The 21,640-nt window shown below is 60.0% G+C and carries 18 protein-coding genes and 1 tRNA gene; 14 read left to right on the plus strand and 5 right to left on the minus strand.

The window, feature by feature from the left end:
* The first annotated feature begins 17 nt into the window (after positions 1-17).
* The 11 genes from LOY34_RS15325 (at position 18) to LOY34_RS15370 (ending at position 12,952) form a co-directional block, all read left to right on the plus strand.
* Positions 18-2,735, plus strand: a complete 2,718-nt coding sequence (locus tag LOY34_RS15325; protein WP_258663476.1) for a type VI secretion system Vgr family protein — start codon at positions 18-20, stop codon at positions 2,733-2,735.
* Positions 2,722-7,254 carry an RHS repeat-associated core domain-containing protein gene (locus LOY34_RS15330; RefSeq protein WP_195884380.1) on the plus strand — a complete coding sequence of 1,511 codons (4,533 nt, stop codon included), beginning with the start codon at positions 2,722-2,724 and terminating at the stop codon, positions 7,252-7,254. Before LOY34_RS15325 ends, LOY34_RS15330 begins: the two co-directional genes overlap by 14 nt.
* Positions 7,255-7,638 (plus strand): DUF2750 domain-containing protein, encoded by a 384-nt coding sequence (locus tag LOY34_RS27530; RefSeq protein WP_195884381.1) that lies wholly within the window; start codon positions 7,255-7,257, stop codon positions 7,636-7,638.
* 891 nt (positions 7,639-8,529) lie between these two features.
* A complete protein-coding gene (locus LOY34_RS15335) occupies positions 8,530-8,793 on the plus strand; it encodes a PAAR domain-containing protein (protein ID WP_195884382.1) in 264 nt (87 codons plus the stop codon).
* Between the two features lie 69 nt (positions 8,794-8,862).
* Entirely contained in the window at positions 8,863-9,201 is a 339-nt protein-coding gene (locus LOY34_RS15340; protein ID WP_195884383.1) for a hypothetical protein, read from the plus strand.
* Positions 9,202-9,219: 18 nt separating this feature from the next.
* Complete coding sequence (locus tag LOY34_RS15345; protein ID WP_258663478.1) at positions 9,220-10,317, plus strand: RHS repeat-associated core domain-containing protein; 1,098 nt, start codon at positions 9,220-9,222, stop codon at positions 10,315-10,317.
* Between the two features lie 4 nt (positions 10,318-10,321).
* Positions 10,322-10,696 (plus strand): hypothetical protein, encoded by a 375-nt coding sequence (locus LOY34_RS15350; RefSeq protein ID WP_195884386.1) that lies wholly within the window; start codon positions 10,322-10,324, stop codon positions 10,694-10,696.
* Positions 10,697-10,801: 105 nt separating this feature from the next.
* Entirely contained in the window at positions 10,802-11,062 is a 261-nt protein-coding gene (locus LOY34_RS15355; protein WP_408980916.1) for a PAAR domain-containing protein, read from the plus strand.
* 69 nt (positions 11,063-11,131) lie between these two features.
* Complete coding sequence (locus LOY34_RS15360) at positions 11,132-11,470, plus strand: hypothetical protein (RefSeq protein WP_195884388.1); 339 nt, start codon at positions 11,132-11,134, stop codon at positions 11,468-11,470.
* A 328-nt stretch (positions 11,471-11,798) separates the two neighbouring features.
* A complete protein-coding gene (locus LOY34_RS15365; protein WP_195884389.1) occupies positions 11,799-12,689 on the plus strand; it encodes a hypothetical protein in 891 nt (296 codons plus the stop codon).
* Between the two features lie 62 nt (positions 12,690-12,751).
* Entirely contained in the window at positions 12,752-12,952 is a 201-nt protein-coding gene (locus LOY34_RS15370) for a hypothetical protein (protein ID WP_195884390.1), read from the plus strand.
* A 129-nt stretch (positions 12,953-13,081) separates the two neighbouring features.
* Here the strand turns inward: LOY34_RS15370 and LOY34_RS15375 are convergent.
* The 5 genes from LOY34_RS15375 to LOY34_RS15395 all read right to left on the minus strand — a co-directional run bounded on the left by LOY34_RS15375 (position 13,082) and on the right by LOY34_RS15395 (position 16,771).
* Positions 13,082-13,157: transfer RNA gene (locus tag LOY34_RS15375), tRNA-Gly, on the minus strand.
* 63 nt (positions 13,158-13,220) lie between these two features.
* Complete coding sequence (gene pgsA, locus LOY34_RS15380) at positions 13,221-13,781, minus strand: CDP-diacylglycerol--glycerol-3-phosphate 3-phosphatidyltransferase (protein WP_010221879.1); 561 nt, start codon at positions 13,779-13,781, stop codon at positions 13,221-13,223.
* Between the two features lie 32 nt (positions 13,782-13,813).
* On the minus strand, positions 13,814-15,637 hold the full coding sequence (uvrC, locus tag LOY34_RS15385; protein ID WP_045194013.1) for an excinuclease ABC subunit UvrC: 1,824 nt from the start codon (positions 15,635-15,637) through the stop codon (positions 13,814-13,816).
* An 8-nt stretch (positions 15,638-15,645) separates the two neighbouring features.
* Positions 15,646-16,284, minus strand: coding sequence for a UvrY/SirA/GacA family response regulator transcription factor (gene uvrY / locus LOY34_RS15390; RefSeq protein ID WP_010221877.1), 639 nt, complete (start codon positions 16,282-16,284; stop codon positions 15,646-15,648).
* A gap of 100 nt (positions 16,285-16,384) precedes the next feature.
* Positions 16,385-16,771 carry a helix-turn-helix domain-containing protein gene (locus tag LOY34_RS15395; RefSeq protein WP_195884391.1) on the minus strand — a complete coding sequence of 129 codons (387 nt, stop codon included), beginning with the start codon at positions 16,769-16,771 and terminating at the stop codon, positions 16,385-16,387.
* Between the two features lie 648 nt (positions 16,772-17,419).
* Here LOY34_RS15395 and LOY34_RS15400 point away from each other — a divergent pair.
* From LOY34_RS15400 to LOY34_RS15410, 3 genes are all read left to right on the plus strand, one after another.
* Positions 17,420-18,727, plus strand: a complete 1,308-nt coding sequence (locus LOY34_RS15400) for a nucleotide sugar dehydrogenase (RefSeq protein ID WP_045194015.1) — start codon at positions 17,420-17,422, stop codon at positions 18,725-18,727.
* 192 nt (positions 18,728-18,919) lie between these two features.
* On the plus strand, positions 18,920-20,452 hold the full coding sequence (locus LOY34_RS15405) for a glycosyltransferase (protein WP_082075380.1): 1,533 nt from the start codon (positions 18,920-18,922) through the stop codon (positions 20,450-20,452).
* A gap of 15 nt (positions 20,453-20,467) precedes the next feature.
* Positions 20,468-21,619: a PilZ domain-containing protein gene (locus LOY34_RS15410; protein ID WP_195884393.1), complete on the plus strand. Its 1,152-nt coding sequence runs from the start codon at positions 20,468-20,470 to the stop codon at positions 21,617-21,619.
* The last annotated feature ends 21 nt before the right edge of the window (positions 21,620-21,640 follow it).

A 21,640-nucleotide genomic window follows, 5' to 3' on the forward strand; every position in this document is an offset into this window, starting at 1 on the left:
GAACAGCAGGAGTTGCCATGCCCGGCCAGCGCGATGTGCGTTTTACCTTCAGCTCGACGGCTGACATTGACTTTGATGTGGTGTCTTTTGAACTGAACGAGGGTATTTCCCAACTCTATCGTTTGACCATCGAGCTGGTCAGTGCCACCGCCGACGCCGACTTTGCCACCCTGCTCGACCAGCCTGCGGCTCTGACCCTCTGGCAGGGCAACCAGGCCGTTCGCCATGTGCATGGCCTGATCAGTCGTTTCGAACAGGGCCAGACCGGCTTTCGCCGCACCCGCTACCGCGCCGAGATCGAACCGCAGCTGGCCCGCGCGCAACTGCGCTCCGACTGGCGCATCTTCCAGAAACGCAGCGTGCCGCAGATCCTTGAGCAACTGTGCAAGGAGCGTCAATGGGGCCAGGCCAGCCAACACCTGAGCGAAACCCACCTGCCCCGCGAGTACTGCGTGCAGGCGGGCGAACTGGACCTGGACTTCTACCTGCGCCTGGCGGCCGAGGAAGGCTTGCTGTCGAGCTTCGAGCACAGCGAAGCCGGCCATCGGCTGATCCAGGCCGACCATATCGCGACCTTCGGCGCCATCGAGGGCGGGCCGGTGCTGTATGAGGCCAATCCGGGGGGCGAAGCCTGGCAACCGTCCCTGCGCCAGTTCACCTACCGCGAACAGGTACGGACCAGCTGCCAGACCCAGCGTGACTACACCTTCAGCCATCCGCGCTACAACCTGGAGCAAAACGTGCTGGCCGCCGAGATGGGCAGCCAGACCGTCGACTACGAGCGCTACGACTACCCCGGTCGCTACAAGCACGACGACGCCGGCAAACCCTTCACCCAGACCCGCCTCAAGGCCCTGCGCGGTGATGCGCGCACCGCCGAGGTCGAAGGCGACGATGCGCGTCTGCTGCCGGGCAAGGCCTTCACCCTCAGTGGCCATCCGCGCGAAGACCTCAACAGCGGCTGGCGGCCAATCCAGATCAAGCACCAAGGCCGCCAGCACACCGCCCTGGAAGAAGAGTCTGCTGAAAGCGAACACGGCACCTGGTACAGCCTGACCGCCACCTTGATCCCCGATACCGTTGAATGGCATGCCCCGGCGCGCCCCAAGCCATGCATCGAAGGGCCACAGATCGCCATGGTGGTCGGCCCGGCCAAAGAGGAAATCTACTGCGACGAGCATGGCCGCGTGCGCGTGCAGTTTCCCTGGGACCGCAAAGGCTGCGAAGACGATCGCAGCTCGTGCTGGGTGCGCGTCGCCCAGACCTGGGCCGGGGCGGGCTGGGGGCATGTGGCCCTGCCGCGGATCGGCCAGGAAGTGCTGGTGGGCTTTCTCCACGGCGATCCGGACCAGCCAATGATCATGGGCCGCAGCTATCACGCGATCAACCGCCCACCGTACCGCTTGCCCGAGTTCAAAGCACTGAGCCCGCTGCGCAGCAAAGAGCACCACGGCCAGCGCCACAACGAACTGCGCCTGGACGACACCAGCGGGCAGATCAGCGCCACCTTGATGAGCGATCACGCCGCCAGTGCCTTGAACCTGGGCTACCTGACCCATCCCCGGCCCGGTGGCGGGCAGCCCCGGGGTGAAGGCTTCGAACTGCGCACCGACGCCCACGGCGTGGTGCGTGCCGGCGGCGGCCTGCTGCTGACCAGCGAACTGCGCGCCCGCGCCGCCTCCCACCACACCGACCTGTCGCAAACCGCCGAACGCCTGAGGACCGCCCAGCAATACCACGCCACTTTCGCCAGCGAAGCCCGCGACCACCTGGCCCAGGAAAGCGGCGACCAGGACGAAGTCGCCGATGCCCTGCAGGCCCAGCACGACGGCATACGCGGCCGCGGTACCGGCAACCCCAATGCCAATCAATACCCCGAGTTCAGTGAACCCTTCCTGGTCCTCGACAGCCCGGCCGGGATCGCCAGCAGCACGCCGCAATCCACCCACCTGGCCAGCGGCGAACACCTGGGCCTGAGCAGTGGCGGGCATACCAGCCTGGCCGTCGGCAAGCGCCTGCTGATCAGTGTCAGCCGAGGCCTGCGCACCTTCGTGCAAAGCCTCGGCTGGCGCCTGGTCGCAGCCTCCGGCGATATCGACATCCGCGCCTTGAAAGACAGCATCAACCTGCTGGCCAAACTCAAGGTCACCGTCAGCGCCGAACGCATCATCCTCAGCGCCAAGGAGGAGCTGGTGATCCAGGCGGCGGGCAGCAGCACCACCTACAACGCCGGCGGCATCAGCCACGCCACCAGCGGCGTGTACACAACCCACGCCACAGACTTTCTCTACAAAGGCGCGAAGAGCCAGACGGCGGCCTTTCCTGAAGGGCCAAAAGCCGGCAAAGGCAATCTTGAGCTGTTCCAGCACTACGCCAATGGTTTTGCGTTCAAGGGCTCGGAGTATCAGGTCGAGGATGCACTCGGGCAGGTTTTCAAGGGCACGCTGGATGACAACGGGTTTGCGGCGGTGGCAGGCCTGGCGCCAGGACCGGTCAAGGTGCTGTTCGGCACAGACCAGACTCGCGCCGCCTCGGCAGCGCCATTTGCAGAGCAAGCAGCACGATCAGCCGCGACGCCAGGCGCCATGACTACCTTGCGGCCGTCGCAGGTCATCCAGCAGACGCTGGACCGCCTCTTCGCAATGGAGTCCGCTGATAAAGGACTGCCCCTCTCCCTTCCCGCTATTCCCGCAAATCGAACCAGTAACGGAGGCGGCCCGAATGGCTCGATGTGAAGGCGCGGTCGCGCCCAAGAATACTTTTACCGAAGAGGATGTAAGGGCTGGCACCGACAAACTGGCGCAGTGGCTGACCGGGCTCACCGGTGATGCCGTCAACTGGCGCACTGTTATTACTGTCGGTGAAATGCTACCCGTCGCGGGCTCGATCTTCGCTGCGGCCGATGCGATCGGCGACATCATTGAGCTGGCCCAGGGCGACGCCACCTACAGGGCCGATCTCTACAATTGGGTCGGCCTGGGGATCAACCTGTTCGGCCTGGTTCCGCTCCCTGGAGTCGGAGCAGCCCGAGCGGTCATGCGCCCTTCACTGAAGACCCTCAGAACCACCAAAGGCGACATCAGCCAGGCGCTGCTGACTACCATAGAAAGCGCGCTGGCCGATGTCTGCCCCGGCGATCTCGAGGCGTTCGTCAAGGAAGTTGAAGCCACCCTGCAAAGCATCCTCAAGGCCTTTGCACAAAAGGTCATCGAGGTTTGTAAATTCCTCGCTGACCTCATCCGCTCAGTGGCAAGCGGCACTGTGCAGGACGTGGCGCTGACCGCGCTCTTTCCCGGAATCAGCCTGATAGTTGAAGCGGCCGATGCCTTCAAGAGACGCACCGGCATCGGCTTTGGAAAAGACGATATCGGCTTGGGCGACAGACAAAAGCAACAGTTGCAGAAAACCCTTGAGCCCGTTGCGGCCAGCATCGAGCAGATTGGCAGGATCGCCAGCGACAAGATCATCCAGACAGGTAGTGAAACCAATCCGGACAGCCTTCTTACCATCATCAGGGCGCTTTCCAGTGCCTTGCAGCGACGCAAGAATGCCCCACACCAGGCCAACATGGCGCCTGGCAGAACCAACGAAGCCAGAAGGCCACAGCCGCAAAATGGCACTCAAGCCAGTCCGGCCCAGCGCTCTGCCCGCGCTGACGGTAACTGCCAAAAGCAGGGAAGCAAAGCTGGCACCCAGTGCAGCATCAGCTTCGCCATGGGCAGCGAAACAATTGTCCATACCGACTTCGAGCTTCCCGGCACCTTCCCCCTGGTGTGGAACAGGACCTACCGCTCCTCACTCTCAGCCTTCGACAACAACCCGTTCGGTGCCCGCTGGATCACCCCGTTCTCCAGCCGCTTCGATCTGAACGAAGATCAACTTACCTACCATGCGACCGATGGGCGTAGCCACCACTACCCGCTTCCCGATGTTCACCATCACCATCTCGACCCGATTGAAAACCTGGTCATTGCGCGCACCAGCAAAAACAAATTGGTACTGCTGCGGGGGCATGACAGCCAGGAGCACTACGAACGGGTAAGCAATCAGTTCCGCCTGACAGCCATCAGCCTGCGCGGCGGTGCCCGCATTGCCTTGCACTACGAGCACCAACACGCTGAACACAGCGTGCTCTCGGATTTGCTCACCTACCAGAACGACACCCCGCACCAGCACATCCATACCCAGATCGACGACCAGGGCCGAATCAAGGCACTTTGGCTCATGCATGACGGCCAAGCGCTTCGACAGTTGGCACGTTATGAGTTCGACCACCAGGGTGACCTGCGCGCCGCCCGCGACGAGCACGATGCTCAATGGAACTATGACTATCAGCACCATCTGCTAACCCGCTACACCGACCGCACCGGTCGCGGCATGAACCTGCAATGGCAAGGCAACGGGCCGGATGCCAAAGCGGTTCGAGAATGGGCCGACGATGGCAGCCAGGACACCCGCCTGAGCTGGGACCCGAACATCCGCCTGACACGCCTGCTCGACGCCAACGGTCAAGAGACGCTGTATTACTACGATGTCCTCGGCTACACCTACCGCATCATCCATCCCGATAGCAACGAGGAGTGGTTCTATCGCGACGACGCCAAGAACGTCACCCAGCATATCCACACCGACGGCAGTGTCGACAGCTACGCCTACGATGAGCGCGGCAACCTGGTCCAGCACACCCGCCCCGACGGCACCAGCGTCCACCATGCCTACGACGACCAGGACCTGCGCTTCAAGACCCGCGATGCCGAGGGCGGGCTGTGGAAGTACGACTACGACCCGCGCGGCAACATCATCGAAACCCTGGATCCGCTGGAGCACAAGACCCAGTACAGGTACAACAGCGACAACCTGCCCGTTGCCATCATCGACGCCAACGGCGCAGAGAAAAAACTCGCCTACAACGCCGACGGCCAACTGATCCGCTACACCGACTGTTCCGGCAAAACCAGCCAATGGCGATACAACGCGCTGGGGCAACTGTCCCAAGTCACCGACGCCGCAGGCATGGTCACCAGCTACCATTACCAGGCAGGTCAGCTCAGCCGTATTGTTCACCCGGACAAGACCGAGGAGCGTTTCGAGCGCGATGCCGAAGGCCGTCTTCTCGACCACATCGACGCCCTGCAGCGCCGCACCGTCTGGCAATACAACGAAGCGGGGCTGATCCAGCAACGCCAGAACGCCGATGGCAGCATCCTCAACTACCGCTGGGACCGGCTTGGCCAGCTTGTCGAGCTGCGCAACGAGAACAACAGCACGGCTACCTTCAAGTACGACCCGGTTGGCCGCCTGCTGAAGGAAACCGGTTTCGACCAGCAAACCACCCACTACCTCTACGACAACGGCAGCAACCAGCCTACCCGCCGCCTTGATGGCAATCGCGTCACCTGTTTCGAATACGACCCCCTGGGCCGACTGCTAATGCGCCAGGCAGGCCAGAGGACGGCGCAGCAATGGCAAACCGAAACCTTCGCCTACGACGGTAACGGCAATCTGCTGCTCGCCGAGAACGACGCCTGCAAGCTGCAATGGTTCTACGATGCTGCGGGCAACAACACGCGCGAACACCAGTACCTGCGCTACCTGAAAAAGCCCCATGTTGCCATCTGGCGGCACGAGTATGACGCGCTGAACCAGCGGGTTGCCACGGTCCGCCCCGATGGCCATCGGGTCAGTTGGTTGACCTATGGCAGCGGCCACCTGCTGGCGCTGAAGCTCGACGATCGGGAACTGCTGAATTATCAGCGTGACGACCTGCACCGAGAGATTGGCCGCGAGCAAGGCAACGGCCTGCAACAACGCCAGAGCTGGACACCGAACGGTCACTTGCAGGAACAGACCGTCGCTCGACGCGGTGAGTCGAGCCGCTTGTCAGTGCGCAACTACCGTTACGACGTTGCCGGTCAGCTCACGAACATCCAGGACCTGCGCCGTGGCGCCCTCAACTACCGCTACGATCCTGTTGGCCGCCTGCTCGAAGCAGGCAGTTTGGCAAATAGCGAACATTTCGCCTTCGACCCGGCCAGCAACCTCCTCGACCCGCAGGCACCCCAGGAGCGCAACGGCTACCCGCGCAGCAAACTGCTCGACAACCTGCTGCGCGACTACTGTGGCAAGCACTACCTCTACGACGAACGCGGCAACCTCAAGGAGCGCATCGAGAACGGCAAGAAAGCCAGCTTCAGCTGGGACCTCTACGACCGCTTGACTCACTACGAGGATGATCGGCTGACTGTCTACTATGCCTATGACGCCCTCGGCCGGCGCCTGTGCAAGCGCTCCCGCGCCAAGTACCAGAACCGCCGCGAGGCCGGGCCCGCATGGAACCAGAACGAGCAGCGCAAGCTCGATCAGCAGTACGGTTGCGGCAACACCCTCTACGGCTGGGATGGCGACACCCTGGCCTTTGAAAACCGCACCCATGACCTTGGCGCCCGCCTGACCCACTACGTGTATGAGCCCGGCACCTTCGTGCCCGTTGCTCAAGCGCTGGAGCACCGCTCCATCAAGTTGCTGCTCGAGCCCGTCTACGACTTTCCCTACGACATCGAGCGTGACCCCGTCTGGCAGCACAAGCCCGCGCCAACGCCCTTCGATGCGTTTGCCTGGTACCAGTGCGACCACCTGGGTACGCCCATGGAGCTCACCGACGAACAGGGCGAAGTGGCCTGGAGCGGCACCTACAAGGCCTGGGGCGCGGCACAGGAGAAACGCAGCGACACCGCCAAGCGCGCGGACATCCGCAATCCGTTGCGCTTTCAGGGGCAGTACTTCGATGTCGAGACAGGGCTGCATTACAACCGGTATCGGTACTATGATCCGGGGGTTGGGCGGTTTGTTGGGAAGGATCCGATCGGGTTTGCGGGTGGGTTGAATGTTTATGCCTATGCGCCGAATCCAACCCATTGGACAGACCCATTAGGATTAAAGGCAAAGATCAACTGCCCAATATGTTGTGATGGATCACACGGAAGATCAAATAAGCAGGAGCGGCTTCTAGAGCTTGCAAACGACCCTAATCAGCCCAGACATGTTCGCGGATGGGTACGCAATGAAATTCGTCACATTGAAACAGGGAACCGCACATCAATTCGCCTCCCTGGGAATTCGAGGAACTCCAGAGCTCCTGGCCGAGAGCTAGCCCATGGACGCAACACTCCCGCGAAAACAGGACACTGCTATCGTCACTCAGCTCTCCAGGACGCCGACTTGCACAAAACACAACACAAAATAGGGGGTTATTAAGTGCAACACCACCCAAAAAAAATCAGCAACATCGTATCTCTATCAAAGAAAGAGCGATACGAGTATTTCCTTCGAAAAGTCACTGACTCCATGAAACTATGGGGACTATTCGAGGTAGGATGGGCAACCCTCCAAGCCGAGAATTCGACTATAGTTCCTCTCTGGCCCGAGGAGTGCTTTGCCAAAATTTGCGCCACCAATGAATGGAGTAACCTAGAACCCCAACACATTGATCTGCAAGATTTTATAGACAAGTGGATTCCAGGACTAGAAGGTGATAACCATTTGTGCTTAATATTCCCTACCCCTAGCGACCAAGGAATGATAATCACTCCCCACTCTCTACATCACGACTTGAAGAGGGAACTTTCCCAATATGAATAACCCGACACTACGATCATGGGTAGTTTGTTGTTGAAACGCAAACTGTTGAGAATCGCTCCATCAGCAGTACCTTTGCCTGGAATCAGTGCAATCACCTCGATACGCCGATGGAAGTTACCGACGAACGATGTGAAGTCGCCAGCGCCGCAACACTCTGACTGGCTGAATGCTCTTTAAAACCCAATCGACTTACCTAATTCTAGCGCGACGCCGAAACCGACTAGAAGGATCAAGCCATAACCCCACCGCAAAAAACTTAACTCTCGCTTCGAAAAGAAAATGCAACTGAAAACGACACACCTGCCGAGGTTCAATTCAGGCCATAGGAGAGGAAAACAAATGCATTTCTTCGCTGCGGAAAGCGACATGCTCCTCCTGATAAGGGAGGCTACACACCTAAAACAACTAAACGCAATAGCCACTGGCAAAGCAAAAAAATCTTAAGGACGATGTTATTAATTTATCTAACATACCGAATTTAGGTAACTCACCATACACTGACAGCGCATTGAACCCCTCCTATTTAGTCTGGGAAACTAAAAACGAGATCAGATCACGAGAAGTACCTCAAAGGAAGGGTGGAGCAATAAATCTGGTTGACCAGAGAGACAACCCAGAAACGATAGTAATCCGACCCGGCGGTGCGCACCCAGATGGCATTATCTCAGGGGAGATATCCACCATTCACGCCTCCACCGAGAGCCTTGAGCTCTACAAACTATTCGAGAAACTGATAAAACAACGATTCACAAAAATAAAATCATATTATGTTGGCAATAATGCAATCAAAGCTCTGTCTCGAGGCGAAAGGTTAACTTCCAGCACTAGCGCACCAACCGAGTACGATCTGACCATAGATTAGAAATTCAGGGACACGTAAATGGTGATTATTTGAAAAATTTGATTCGACTCGGAGACACCACCGATCATGGCGGCATAGTGATTGAATCTATCTCCCACACAAACCTCAACGGCAAACCAATAGCCGGCAAAGGCAATCTAGTTTCCTGCCCGCTCTGCAAAGGCATCTTCCCCATCATCGAAGGCAGCAGCACCTACAGCATCAACGGTATCCCGGTCGCTCTCGACGGCATGAAAACCGCCTGTGGCGCCAGCCTGATTGCCAGCGCCTCTCACGGCAGCGTGCATCGATAAACAGAAACCAAAGAGCACTTTGTTCGCACGGATTGCGACCACACCTCAGCGTCAACGGAGGATGAAGCCATGGGCCAACTGAAAACCCGAATTGCCGAGCTGAAGCAAGCCCTGCATCAGCTTGTCGAGCACAACGTCCACAACCCGGACGACGATGACCACTGGAGCGGCGTGCTGTTCTTCTGCGCCACTGACGAACGTACCCGTACATTGGTCGAGCAGGTTGAAATCCTCGCCAGCGAGCTGTTCTTCGATCCACAAGGCAGGGCCCTGCGCCACCGCATGCGCACCGCCTGCATTGACGGCGTCATCATCCAGGAGTCAATGCCCTCCCGCGGCGATGAAACGGTTATCCGCATCGAGGTGTTACAAGCGGGTCGTATCACTGTGAGTGCAGCCAGGGAGTAAGGGCTACCGCTTGAATACTTGGCCTTCGACCCGGCCAGCTCCCGCGCCAAGTACCAGCACCGCCGCGAGGCCGGTCCCGCATGGAACCAGAACGAGCAGCGCAAGCTCGATCAGCAGTACGGCTGCGGCAACACCCTCTACGGCTGGGATGGCGACACCCTGGCCTTCGAAAACCGCACCCATGACCTTGGCGCCCGCCTGACCCACTACGTGTACGAGCCCGGCACCTTCGTGCCCGTTGCTCAAGCGCTGGAGCACCGCTCCATCAAGTTGCTGCTCGAGCCCGTCTACGACTTTCCCTACGACATCGAGCGTGATCCCGTCTGGCAGCACAAGCCCGCGCCAACGCCCTTCGATGCGTTTGCCTGGTACCAGTGCGACCACCTGGGCACGCCCATGGAGCTTACTGACGAACAGGGCGAAGTGGCCTGGAGCGGCTCCTACAAGGCCTGGGGCGCGGCACAGGAGAAACGCAGCGACACCGCCAAACGCGCGGGCATCCACAATCCGCTGCGCTTTCAGGGGCAGTACTTCGATGTCGAGACAGGGCTGCATTACAACCGGTATCGGTACTATGATCCGGGGGTCGGGCGGTTTGTTGGGAAGGATCCGATCGGGTTTGCGGGGGGACTCAACGTTTACTCGTACGCACCAAATCCAGTTGCATGGACCGACCCATTTGGCCTAAGTAAATGCTGCAGACCAAGTATAGCCGAGTGTGAAAAAATTCTAGAAGAAGGTGGCGTACAAGTCGGAAGCCATCGAGACATGAAAGCAGCTGGAGGCGGGCTCTATGACTCACATCATATTTATCAACATGCAGCTGTTGGCAACTTGCCAAAGTACGACTATTACGATGCGCCGGCTGTAGTACTTCAAGGAAGGAATATGGATGGCACTACACGCGGCACTCCCCACTATAATGCAAATCGGGTTCAGGATCAGAGGGGCGGAGGGAGTTTGGCAGCTGAACGTCGTATTGCTTATAAAGCGGTTAGACGAGCAGGACTGACATCACAACAGTCGAGATGCAGCATCCTGAAAGCGGATGCATATTTCTCAGACATTGGTGCCTCCGCAACATCAAACACCACCATCCCAAAGCGAAGGAAATAAAAACATGGAAAACCTTGATAATAAAAAAGCCTACCAGCTTGCTGACGATCTCCTCAGGACCATAAAAGACGGTACAGAAGCAAAGCTAGAGTCTGCTGGAATAACACCGGCCATTTACGAAGAAATCGCTGAAGAACTGGAACGATCAGGTGAGAACGTTTCAGACCTTAGGCTCCCACCTTTTGACGTAGCCTTCACCCCGGATAGTACAGGCAGAGTTCCTTTTGACATCTTTAGAACAGATGCCGAACCGTGCTCGCTCAGAATCTCTTGTCAGTTATGGGGGCACGACAAATGTTCCGAACTTACTTTAATTGCCGACTGCCCTGTAGAACAAAGAGCTTCAACCCTAACCTTCAGACTTTTAGAAACTCAATAGTCATTTTACGCACATCAATAACCCCCCCTAGCGGAGGCACAGCATGAACACAAATTTAACTCCCTTCAATACCATAGCAACGAACAACAAAGAATAGCATTCATGATTCCGATAATTAGACTTGGCGACCTTACAGACCATGGTGGTGTTGTCACCGATTCCATCCCTCATACCAAACTAAACGGCCGCCCCATGTCCGGCAAAGGCAACCTAGTCTCCTGCCCACTCTGCAAAGGCATCTTCCCCATCGTGGAAGGCAGCAGCACCTACAGCATCAACGGCATCCCGGTCGCGCTCGACGGCATGAAAACCGCCTGTGGCGCCAGCCTGATCGCCAGCGCCTCTCACGGCAGCGTGCATCGATAACCCGAAACCAAAGAGCACTTTGTTCGCACGGATTGCGACCACACCTCAGCGTCAACGGAGGATGAGGCCATGGGCCAACTGAAAACCCGAATTGCCGAGCTGAAGCAAGCCCTGCATCAGCTTGTCGAGCACAACGTCCACAACCCGGACGACGATGACCACTGGAGCGGCGTGCTGTTCTTCTGCGCCACTGACGAACGTACCCGTGTATTGGTCGAGCAGGTTGAAATCCTCGCCAGCGAGCTGTTCTTCGACCCTCAAGGCAGGGCACTGCGCCACCGCATGCGCACCGCCTGCATTGACGGCGTCATCATCCAGGAGTCAATGCCCTCCCGCGGCGATGAAACGGTTATCCGCATCGAGGTGTTACAAGCAGGTCGTATCACCGTGAGTGCTGCCAGAGCGTGACGGCTACCCGCGCAGCAAACTGCTCGATAACCGGCTGCGCGACTATTGCGGCAAATATTACGTCTACGACGAACGCGGCAACCTCGGGTGACCACTCAACCAATTTGCAAGACAATGTGTCCAGGCGACCGGTCAGTCGAGTGTATGAAATGTCGTTGAGGCGCGTACCAGAGCCTTGGCTGAAAGCATTTAGCAAAACCGGCAGGCTTCGCGCCCTGACCACTTGCGATTTCTCCCCATCCCGCCGCTTGCCCTGTGCACGCTCCTTGCCCGAAGATCCAGCCTGGCGATAGCAGATCGTCGAAACAACTCAGGCAAAGGACTTACCGTGAACAACAAGAAATCGCCAAACCCAGGCGACAGCCTCTCACCGCCCTGGACCACCCATATGCCGCGCGCACTGCACCAGCTGGAGCAGTTTCGCCGCGAGTACACCCGCAACTGGCGGATCAATGCCAACAGCCACCGCAACCAGGAACACTATGCCTGGATGACCGCTCAGGTTGAGGGCTACCTGCGCCTCCTGGAGATTGGTTGCGGCGTCGGCCATTCCACCCTGGCGCTGCTGAAGAATGGTCACAGCGTGGTCTGCGTGGAAGAGAACCCCCACTGCATTGCAGCCACTCAGGCCCTGCTCTCAGAGCACGGCTACTCGGTCGCGGTCATTGCGCGCGAATCTGCCCAAAGCCTGGACGACAACGCCTACCGACTCGACTACTGCGCGCCGGGTGATGCGCCCAAGGCCGACTGCCTGCTGATCGAAGGCGATGCCCTGGGTGACGCGCAGTTCGAGCAGTGGCTCAAGGCCCAGCCTCGATTCGACGCGGTGGCCTGCTGGCTGCTCGGCACCCACAACGCCCGAGGCCACAACGTCGCGGTGGACACTCGCCTGATGCCAACCGCCTTCGAGCACCGAATTTTCGTGCAGAACAGCGTCTATGAACTGGCCGATGAAGTGCTTCGTCCCGGCGGATTGTTGAGCGTGATCGACCGTGGGCAAACACCCGACACGGACGTTCTCAAGCACGCCGTCCTTGGCGGTCACCGTGATCAGGCCAGTGTCACCTCATTGCAGGTCGAGAAGCTGGAGCACACGCCCTACATGCACACCCGCGAGGAAGGTGCGATGGGGATGCAACTGACAGCCCCCGTAGCCTCTGCCGTACCGACCGGTCCCGTGACGCTGTCGCTGACGGCGGTGACTTCGCGCAAACCCTGAAGCGGCTGCCCCGCCCTGCGTGGGCGGGCACTGCCACTTCACAGACCGTCAATGGAGAGCCAATGGACAACCCGCACCGAAACCTCAAGGCCGCTGCCGATATCCGCCAAACCCTGAAGGCCCTGCAAGAAAGCCTGCCACTTTTGGCAGCCAAAGGCTTTGCCAAGGAAGCGCATCGAATTGGCGAAATCGTCAAAGACACGCAGAAGACGATGGACCGCATTGCCGTAGACACGGATGGTGAATTCACCTCAAGACACTGATGGTTCAACGATGCGTCAGCGCCCTGGACCAGACACCTGCCCAGCACCGAACAGCAGAAACGAAAAAAGGCCCCGAAGGGCCTTTTTTCTATCACCACAGCACTCTGCTGAATGCTGTAGCGCCATATTTGGAGCGGGAAACGAGACTCGAACTCGCGACCCCGACCTTGGCAAGGTCGTGCTCTACCAACTGAGCTATTCCCGCGTCGTGATGGTGGCTATTGTAACGATTCAATAAATCTCGTCAAGCCCTTGATTCAAAAAAGCTTTATTTCTGCTCCGAGCCTTCGCGCAGGTGCGGCCAGGCGGCGCGCAGGTAGTGCACCATCGACCACAGGGTCAGGCCGGCAGAAATCATCAGCAAGGCGTAGCCAAGAATCACCCAGAAGGTCAGCACCGGCGGGTTGGCCAGCAGGATCACCAGGGCAAGCATTTGCGCTGCGGTCTTCCACTTGCCCAGGTTCGACACCGCCACGTGCGCCCTCGCCCCAAGCTCGGCCATCCACTCGCGCAGCGCCGAGACCACGATCTCGCGCCCGATGATCACCGCCGCCGGCAGGGTCAGCCAGAAGTTGGCGTGCACTTGCACCAGCAATACCAGGGCCACCGCCACCATCAGCTTGTCGGCCACCGGGTCCAGGAAGGCACCGAACGGCGTGCTCTGCTGCAGGCGACGGGCCAGGTAACCGTCCAGCCAGTCAGTGGCCGCGGCGATGGCGAAGACACTGCTCGCTGCGATATAGCTCCAGTGATACGGAACATAGAACAGCAAAATGAAGATCGGAATGAGCAGGACACGAAGAACGGTAAGCAGATTTGGAATATTCATCGGCACAACTGGCTGCAAAGTGAGCGGGCATTCTACTCGCTATGCAGGTTGGCATAAATCGACTCGGCAAGCTTTTTACTGATTCCCGGTGCTTTGGCGATTTCTTCGACGCTGGCGCGGGTCAGCTCCTGCAAGCCACCGAAGTGTTTGAGCAGGTCGCGGCGGCGTTTCGGGCCGACCCCGGCGACGCCTTCAAGGGTCGAGGTGCGGCGGGTCTTGCCGCGACGGGCGCGGTGGCCGGTGATGGCGAAGCGGTGGGCTTCGTCGCGAATCTGCTGGATCAGGTGCAGCGCTGGCGAGTCGCCCTTGAGGGTGAACTCGTGGGCCACGTCGTTCAGGTACAGGGTTTCGAAACCGGCCTTGCGCGTGGTGCCCTTGGCCACCCCGAGCAAAATCAGGTCGGGCACCGCCAGTTCCTGCAGCACTTCACGGGCCATGTTCAGCTGGCCCTTGCCGCCGTCCACCAGCAGCACGTCGGGCAGCTTGCCCTCACCGTCCTTGAGCCGGCCAAAGCGCCGGGTCAGGGCCTGATGCATGGCCGCATAGTCATCGCCCGGGGTTACGCCTTCGATGTTGTAGCGGCGGTAATCGGACTTGAGCGGCCCTTCCGGGCCAAACACCACGCACGAGGCGACGGTGGCTTCGCCGCTGGAATGGCTGATGTCGTAGCACTCCAGGCGCTGCGGGGTTTCGTCCAGGGCCAGCACCTGGGCCAGGGCCTCGAAGCGCGAGGCCATGTGCTGGCGGTTAGCCAGGCGCGCGCCCAGTGCCTGCTCGGCATTGGTCACCGCCAGTTGCTGCCAGCGCGCACGGGTGCCGCGCACCCGGTGGCTGATGGTCAGCTCGCGGCCGCGCAGGGTTTCGATCGCGGCGGTGATGGCGGCAAAATCCTCGTGGACGACGTTGACGATCAGCTCTCCCGGCAGTTCGCGCTCGGCGTTGCCCACGTAATACTGCGAGAGGAATGCGGCCATGACCTCGGCCACCTCCTCCTCGATGCCCACTTGCGGGAAGAAGTTCTTGCTGCCCAGCACCCGCCCGCCGCGCACGCTGATCAGGTGCACGCAAGCACCGCCGGGGTTGACGAAGGCGGCGACGACATCGACGTCGCCGCTGCCGCCTTCCATGCTCTGCTGGTCCTGCACGCGGCGCAGCAAGGCGATCTGGTCGCGCAGCTCGGCGGCCCTCTCGAACTCCAGGGCCATGGCCGCCTGTTCCATCTCGGCGTTCAGCTCGTTGGTCAGCTGGTGGCTACGGCCTTCAAGGAACATCACCGAGTGGCGCACATCCACCGCGTATTCTTCGGGTTCGACCAGGCCGACACAAGGCGCCTTGCAGCGCTTGATCTGGTACTGCAGGCACGGCCGGGTGCGGTTGCTGTAGTAGCTGTCTTCACACTGGCGGACGAAAAAGGTCTTTTGCAGCAGGCTCAGGCTTTCGCGGATGGCGCCAGCGCTGGGGTACGGGCCGAAGTATTTGCCCTTTTGCTTCTTCGCCCCACGGTGGATGCCCAGGCGCGGGTAGTCGCCGTCGGAAAGAAACACATAAGGATAGGATTTGTCGTCGCGCAACAGGATGTTGTACGGCGGCCGCCATTCCTTGATCAGGGTCTGCTCGAGCAGCAGCGCCTCGGTCTCGTTGGCGGTGATGGTGGTTTCGACCTGGGCGATGCGCGCCACCAGGGCAGCCGTCTTCGGCGCCAGGCCAGCTTTGCGAAAGTAACTGGCGAGGCGCTTCTTGAGGTTCTTGGCCTTGCCCACATAGAGCAGCCGGGCCTCAGCGTCGAACATCCGGTAGACGCCCGGGCGACCGCTACAGGTCGCCAGGAATGCGCTTGAATCGAACACAGGTGTCATGAATGCGCTCAGAGACTGGCGTCAACCATGCCGTGGCGGACCGCCAGCAGCGTCAGCTCGACGTCGCTGGTGACCGAGAGTTTTTCGAAGATCCGGTAACGGTAAGTATTGACCGTTTTCGGTGACAGGCACAGCTTGTCGGAGATGATCTGCACCTTCTGGCAACCGACGATCATCAGTGCGATCTGGATTTCCCGCTCCGACAACGCATCGAACGGCGAGCCTTGCGGCTGGAACGACTTGAGCGCCAGTTGCTGGGCAATCTGCGGGCTGATGTAGCGCTGGCCGGCAAACACCAGGCGAATGGCCTGGACCATTTCGTCCAGTCCGGCGCCCTTGGTCAGATAGCCGGCGGCGCCAGCCTGCAACAGGCGGGTGGGGAACGGGTCTTCTTCGCAAACGGTCACCGCCACCACTTTCACGTCCGGGTGGCTGCGCAGCAGTTTGCGCGTCGCCTCCAGGCCGCCGATACCGGGCATTTTCACATCCATCAGGACCACGTCGGGCTTGAGCTCGCGCGCAACCTTCAGCGATGCCTCGCCAGAGTCGGCCTCGCCCACCACCTGCAAGCCATCGATATCGGCCAGCATGCGCGTGATGCCCGTACGCACCAGATCGTGGTCATCGACCACCAGCACCCTAATCAAGCAGACACCTCGCACTGCGGCGGTAATTGGATCCCGCCACCTTAGCAAAAAATACAGCCGTAGACCTAACGGAAGACGTCATTTACCTGACGTCATTTTTTCATTTACCCGACAGTCGCCCGTACATCCCGCGCTCATAGCCGCCCGCTCTCGCCGGCGGCATCTGGGCACGCTCGGCCAGGCTGCCGAGCAACTGCCGGACGGCAGCCTGGTCGGCCTCTTGCAGCAGGCGAAAACTATTGAGCAACTGTTCTTCCTGGGTGTTCAGGCTGCTGTGTTCGACCGGCGTGTGCACGCCGCTCAATACATACAACGCGTCGACCCCGCGCGCCGCCACTGCCGCCAGGTAGTCGGCCTTGGGCGTGCGCTCGCCGCTTTCATACTTGCCCTGGGCGTTGGGCTCTACCCCGCCAATGTCGCCAAAGGCGCGCTGGGTCAGGCCCAGCCGTTCTCTTTCTTCCCTGATACGCGAACCGATTCCGTTCATTTGCTTGGCGTCCTTTATCCAGCATCCGGATGGATGAGCACACAGCCGTCAATGGCGTGCCTCGAACGAAGCCCGAACTATGCCGCGATCAGCCGCGCGGCACAAGTCAAAGCCCGCCCTACCTGTCCGGGGTTGTCTGGACAACCTGCAACTGTGCCCCACACTTGTTACTCAAGGCGCTAATAAGCCAACAACTTTGCTTAATAGCTAAAGTGCCATCACCGACGAAATCAACAGCCACTAATACAACAGCGCGGGGAGAATAAAGAAGTTCCATAGCGCATGCAAAAGCCCCGTCAAAAAAACCGTGAAAATCGTCAAAAGCCACAGATGCAACGGCTTTCTGGCGCCATTTTCTCGGCAAAATGCCGATATCGGATTTTTGACGCCGAACTAACCACAAACTTTAAATCATTGATTTGTAACGGTTTTTAAACTTTAACAGAGTGGATTTAAACTTTATCCAAGCAAGAGTTAGAGACTGCTTGCCGAAGTTAAAAAAACTCCCTTAGGATGTAATAAGACAACGAAAAACGCTTGCATCGCCTCCTTTTAGCGCGCTGCTTTTTCTTGCGCGTCTGCCGCGTCGACCATGCCGTTTAACTGAGTATCTCGGTCAGCTTTCGCTGCACCTTGGGAGAGGGAACTATGAATATCAGTATTTTTGGATTGGGTTATGTAGGCGCTGTCTGTGCCGGTTGTTTGTCTGCACGGGGCCATCAGGTGCTGGGCGTGGATATCTCGCCGGCCAAGATCGACATGATCAACCAGGGCAAGTCGCCCATTGTCGAGCCGGGCCTTGAGCAACTGCTGCTCGATGGCGTGCGCCATGGCCGCCTGCGCGGTACCACGGATGTCCAGGCTGCGGTACTGGCTACAGAGATGTCGCTGTTGTGCGTGGGTACCCCAAGCAAGAAAAACGGCGACCTGGACCTGGTCTACATGGAAGCGGTGTGCCGCGAAATCGGCACCGCCATGCGCGACAAGGCCAGCCGTCATACCGTCGTGGTGCGCAGCACCGTGCTGCCCGGCACGGCCAAGAACGTGGTGATTCCGATCCTCGAGAAGTACTCCGGCAAACGCGCCGGCATCGACTTCGGCGTGGCGGTCAACCCCGAGTTCCTGCGCGAAAGCACCGCGATCCAGGACTACGACTTTCCGGCCATGACCGTGATCGGCGAACTGGACGCGCAATCGGGCGACCTGCTGCAGTCGCTGTACCAGGGCCTGGACGCCCCGGTGATCCGCAAGTCGATCGAAGTCGCCGAGATGATCAAGTACACCTGCAACGTCTGGCACGCGACCAAGGTCAGTTTTGCCAACGAGATCGGCAACATCGCCAAGGCCTCCGGCGTCGATGGCCGCGAGGTGATGGATGTGGTCTGCCAGGACTACAAGCTCAACCTGTCGCGCTACTACCTGCGCCCCGGCTTCGCCTTCGGTGGCTCGTGCCTGCCCAAGGACGTGCGCGCCCTCACCTACCGCGCCGGCCAGCTGGACGTCGAGCACCCGCTGCTGGCCTCGATCATGGCCAGCAACCGCAACCAGGTGAAGAACGCCTTCGAGCTGATCACCCGCCAGGACAAGCGCCGCATCGGCCTGCTGGGCCTGAGTTTCAAGGCCGGCAGCGACGACCTGCGCGAAAGCCCGCTGGTGGAGCTGGCGGAAATGCTCATCGGCAAAGGCTACGAGCTCACCATCTACGACGCCAACGTCGAGTACGCGCGGGTGTTCGGTGCCAACCGCGAGTACATCGAATCGAAGATCCCCCACGTTTCGTCGCTGCTGTGCAACGACCTGCAGCAGGTGATCCGCGACGCCGAGGTGGTGGTGCTGGGCAACAACGATGACCGTTTTGCGCAGGCCCTGGATGCCAGCGATGGCAAGCAGATCATCGACCTGGTCGGCTTCATGGCCCACGGCAGCGATGCCCGGCGTGAAGGTATCTGCTGGTAAGGCCCCGTACTCCAGCACAGAGCACTCCAGCCAGAAAGTACTCCATCCAGAGAGTACCCGGCGATTGACCCAGGCGCCCCGCCTGACTGACTGCCCACCTGCCTCCTGCCCGGCCGGCCTTGTCCTGGCCAGGCGCGAACAGTGCGCATGTCATTCAGCCGGGTGCGGCCCGAACACAGGAGCAACGACTACATGGAACGACAGCAACAGCCGCCCTCGGGCCGGCCGGACTACCTGCAGGCAGGCGCGCGGTTTTGCGCCTGGGCCTGCCTGTTCGGCCTGATTGCGCTGGCGTCGGAGATGGTCGCGCCGCAGTACCTCGACCCTGCGCACCATAAGTTCATCTTCATCATCGGTGCACTGGGCATGTGGCGCTACGGCAACGCCATCGTCCATTACCTGCGCGGCATGTACTTTCTGCACTGGAAGTTCCCGCGCATGCGCAAGGCGGTCGAACGCATGGGCGATGCGGCGCTGCCGGCGCACATGTTCATGGTAGTGACCAGTTTTCGCATCCCCACCCACACCACCTTCAAGGTTTACCAGTCGGTGTTCCAGGAGGTGCAGCGGCTGAAGGTGCCGTGCACGGTGATTGCCTCGATCGTCGAAAAGGGCGACGAGCAGTTCATCAAAGAGATCATGCGCAACGAGGTCAAGGACCGCGATGACATCAAGCTGGTGATCGTCCGCGCCCGTGGCACCGGCAAGCGTGACGGCCTGGCCCATGCCTTTCGCGCCCTGTCACGGCAGATGCCGCTGGAAGACTCGGTGGTCGGCGTGGTCGATGGCGACACCATGATGCTGCCCGGCTGCGTCGAGCGTGCGGTCAAGCTGTTTGCCTACCTGCCCAACGTCGGCGGCCTGACCACCAACGAGTTCTGCGAAGTCGAAGGCAGCAGCCTGATGCGCCAGTGGCACTCGATGCGCTTCGTCCAGCGGCACATCAACATGTGCTCGATGGCCTTGTCGCACCGGGTGCTGACCCTGACCGGACGGCTGTCGTTCTTTCGCGCCAGCGTCATGACCGACCCGGACTTCATCCGCGACGTCGAGGCGGATTTTCTCCAGCACTGGCGCCTGGGGCGCTTTCAGTTTTTGACCGGGGACGACAAGTCGTCGTGGCTGAGCCTGATGCGCGCCGGCTGGGACACTTTCTACGTGCCCGACAGCAACACCCTGACCGTCGAGCATCCACCAGACAACAGCTTCTGGCGCGCCACCCGCCAGTTGATGTTCCGCTGGTACGGCAACTCGCTGCGCCAGAACTTTCGTGCCACCGCCCTGCTCGGCCGCGCTCGCCTGGGCCTGTTCACCCTGTATGTGCTGCTCGATCAGCGGGTGTCGATGTGGACCTGCCTGATGGGCCTGACCGCCTCGGTGGTCGCCGGCATCGTGTTCGGCATCCAGTACCTGCTGGTGTACCTGTTCTGGGTGCTGCTGTCGCGCAGCATCGTCACCGTGCTGTTTCTGTTCGCCGGCCACCCGGTCAGCCCGGTGTACCCGTTCGTTCTTTATTACAACCAGATCATCGGCTCGCTGATGAAAGTCTACGCCCTGTTCCACATGGACCAGCAGAGCTGGACCCGGCAAAAAACCACATTAAGCAACGGCGCCGTCAACTTCGATGCCGCCCTGAACCGCTGGTCCTCGAAGGCGATGCTGTTTTCATCCATCGCGATTTTCTTCGGGGTCATCTCGGTTCTTCTCGAACTCACGCAACGTTAAGGAAAGGCGCCTGCCATGAGTAGCTCAAGCACACCCGCAGTACCGGCCAACGTAGTCCACGAAGCCATCGACGAACGCCAGTACGTGCGCACCAAACTCAACGCCCGGGTCAAGCTCAGCGCGGCCGGCCAGGCGCCGTTCGACAGCACCCTGCAGGACATCTCCCTGGGCGGCATCGGCCTGGTCCACCCCGAGCCGCTGAAGATCGGCAGCCTGTACCACGCCTCGATCCAGCTGCGCCTGAACCAGGTCGACCTGAACATCGACAGCCAGATCAAGATCGTCTCCCAGCGCGGCCAGGAAGTCGGCGCCCAGTTCGTCGAGCTCGATTCGCAAAAGCGCGACATCCTGCGCTACATCATCAGCGCCTACCTGTCGGGCGAAATCGCCGACATCAATGGCCTGTTCAACGTGATGCAGCGGGAAAACTACATCAAGGAACGCAAGCACAAGTACGCCAGTGCGCGCAGCTCCAGCGAGCGCCTCAAGGCCACCCTCGGCACCCTGCTGTATGCCGCCGCCGGCCTCGCCGCGCTGGGCTTTGTCGCCTACAAGTGCTACCTGCTGTTCTTCCGTATCCCGGCAGTACAGGCCCAGGTCTCGGCCAATGCCCAGGTCATCAGCATGCCCGACAACGGCTATGTGAAGTTCCTCCTGGCGCCGGGGCAGACCGAGGTCAAAGCCGGCGCGCCGGTGGCGAGTATTTCCACCCAGCTGGCCACCAGTTTCACCAGCCCGGCCGACATGAAGGCGGTGGCCGACCTCTCGCCCGGCGACCTGCAGACCCTGCTCGGGCGCGCCACCATCGAAACCGTGATCAACAGCCCGTGCGACTGCGAGCTGTACTTCCCGAGCAAGCCCCTCGACGGCTTTGGCTACAAGCAGGCGCCACTGGTGCATCTGCTGCCCAGGGATGAAGGCCTGTTCGTCACCGCCAACGTGCCGTTCGACAAGCTCGCCGACATCGGCCGGGTGACCTCGGTGGACCTCAAGGTGTTCGGCCTGGATGAGACCTTCAGCGGCAAGGTTATCGACTCTCGCGTCGATGAAGCCAACAAGAACCTGGCCCTGACCATCGCCCCCGACAGCCCGCTGCCGCGCGCCGCGTACCAGAAGCCGGTGGCGGTGGACCTGTACCTGGGCCTGCCGTTCACGGCGTCGCGCTAAGCACCCCCAAGGAAGGAATAG

Source organism: Pseudomonas sp. B21-009 (genome assembly GCF_024749345.1).
Lineage (GTDB): Bacteria > Pseudomonadota > Gammaproteobacteria > Pseudomonadales > Pseudomonadaceae > Aquipseudomonas.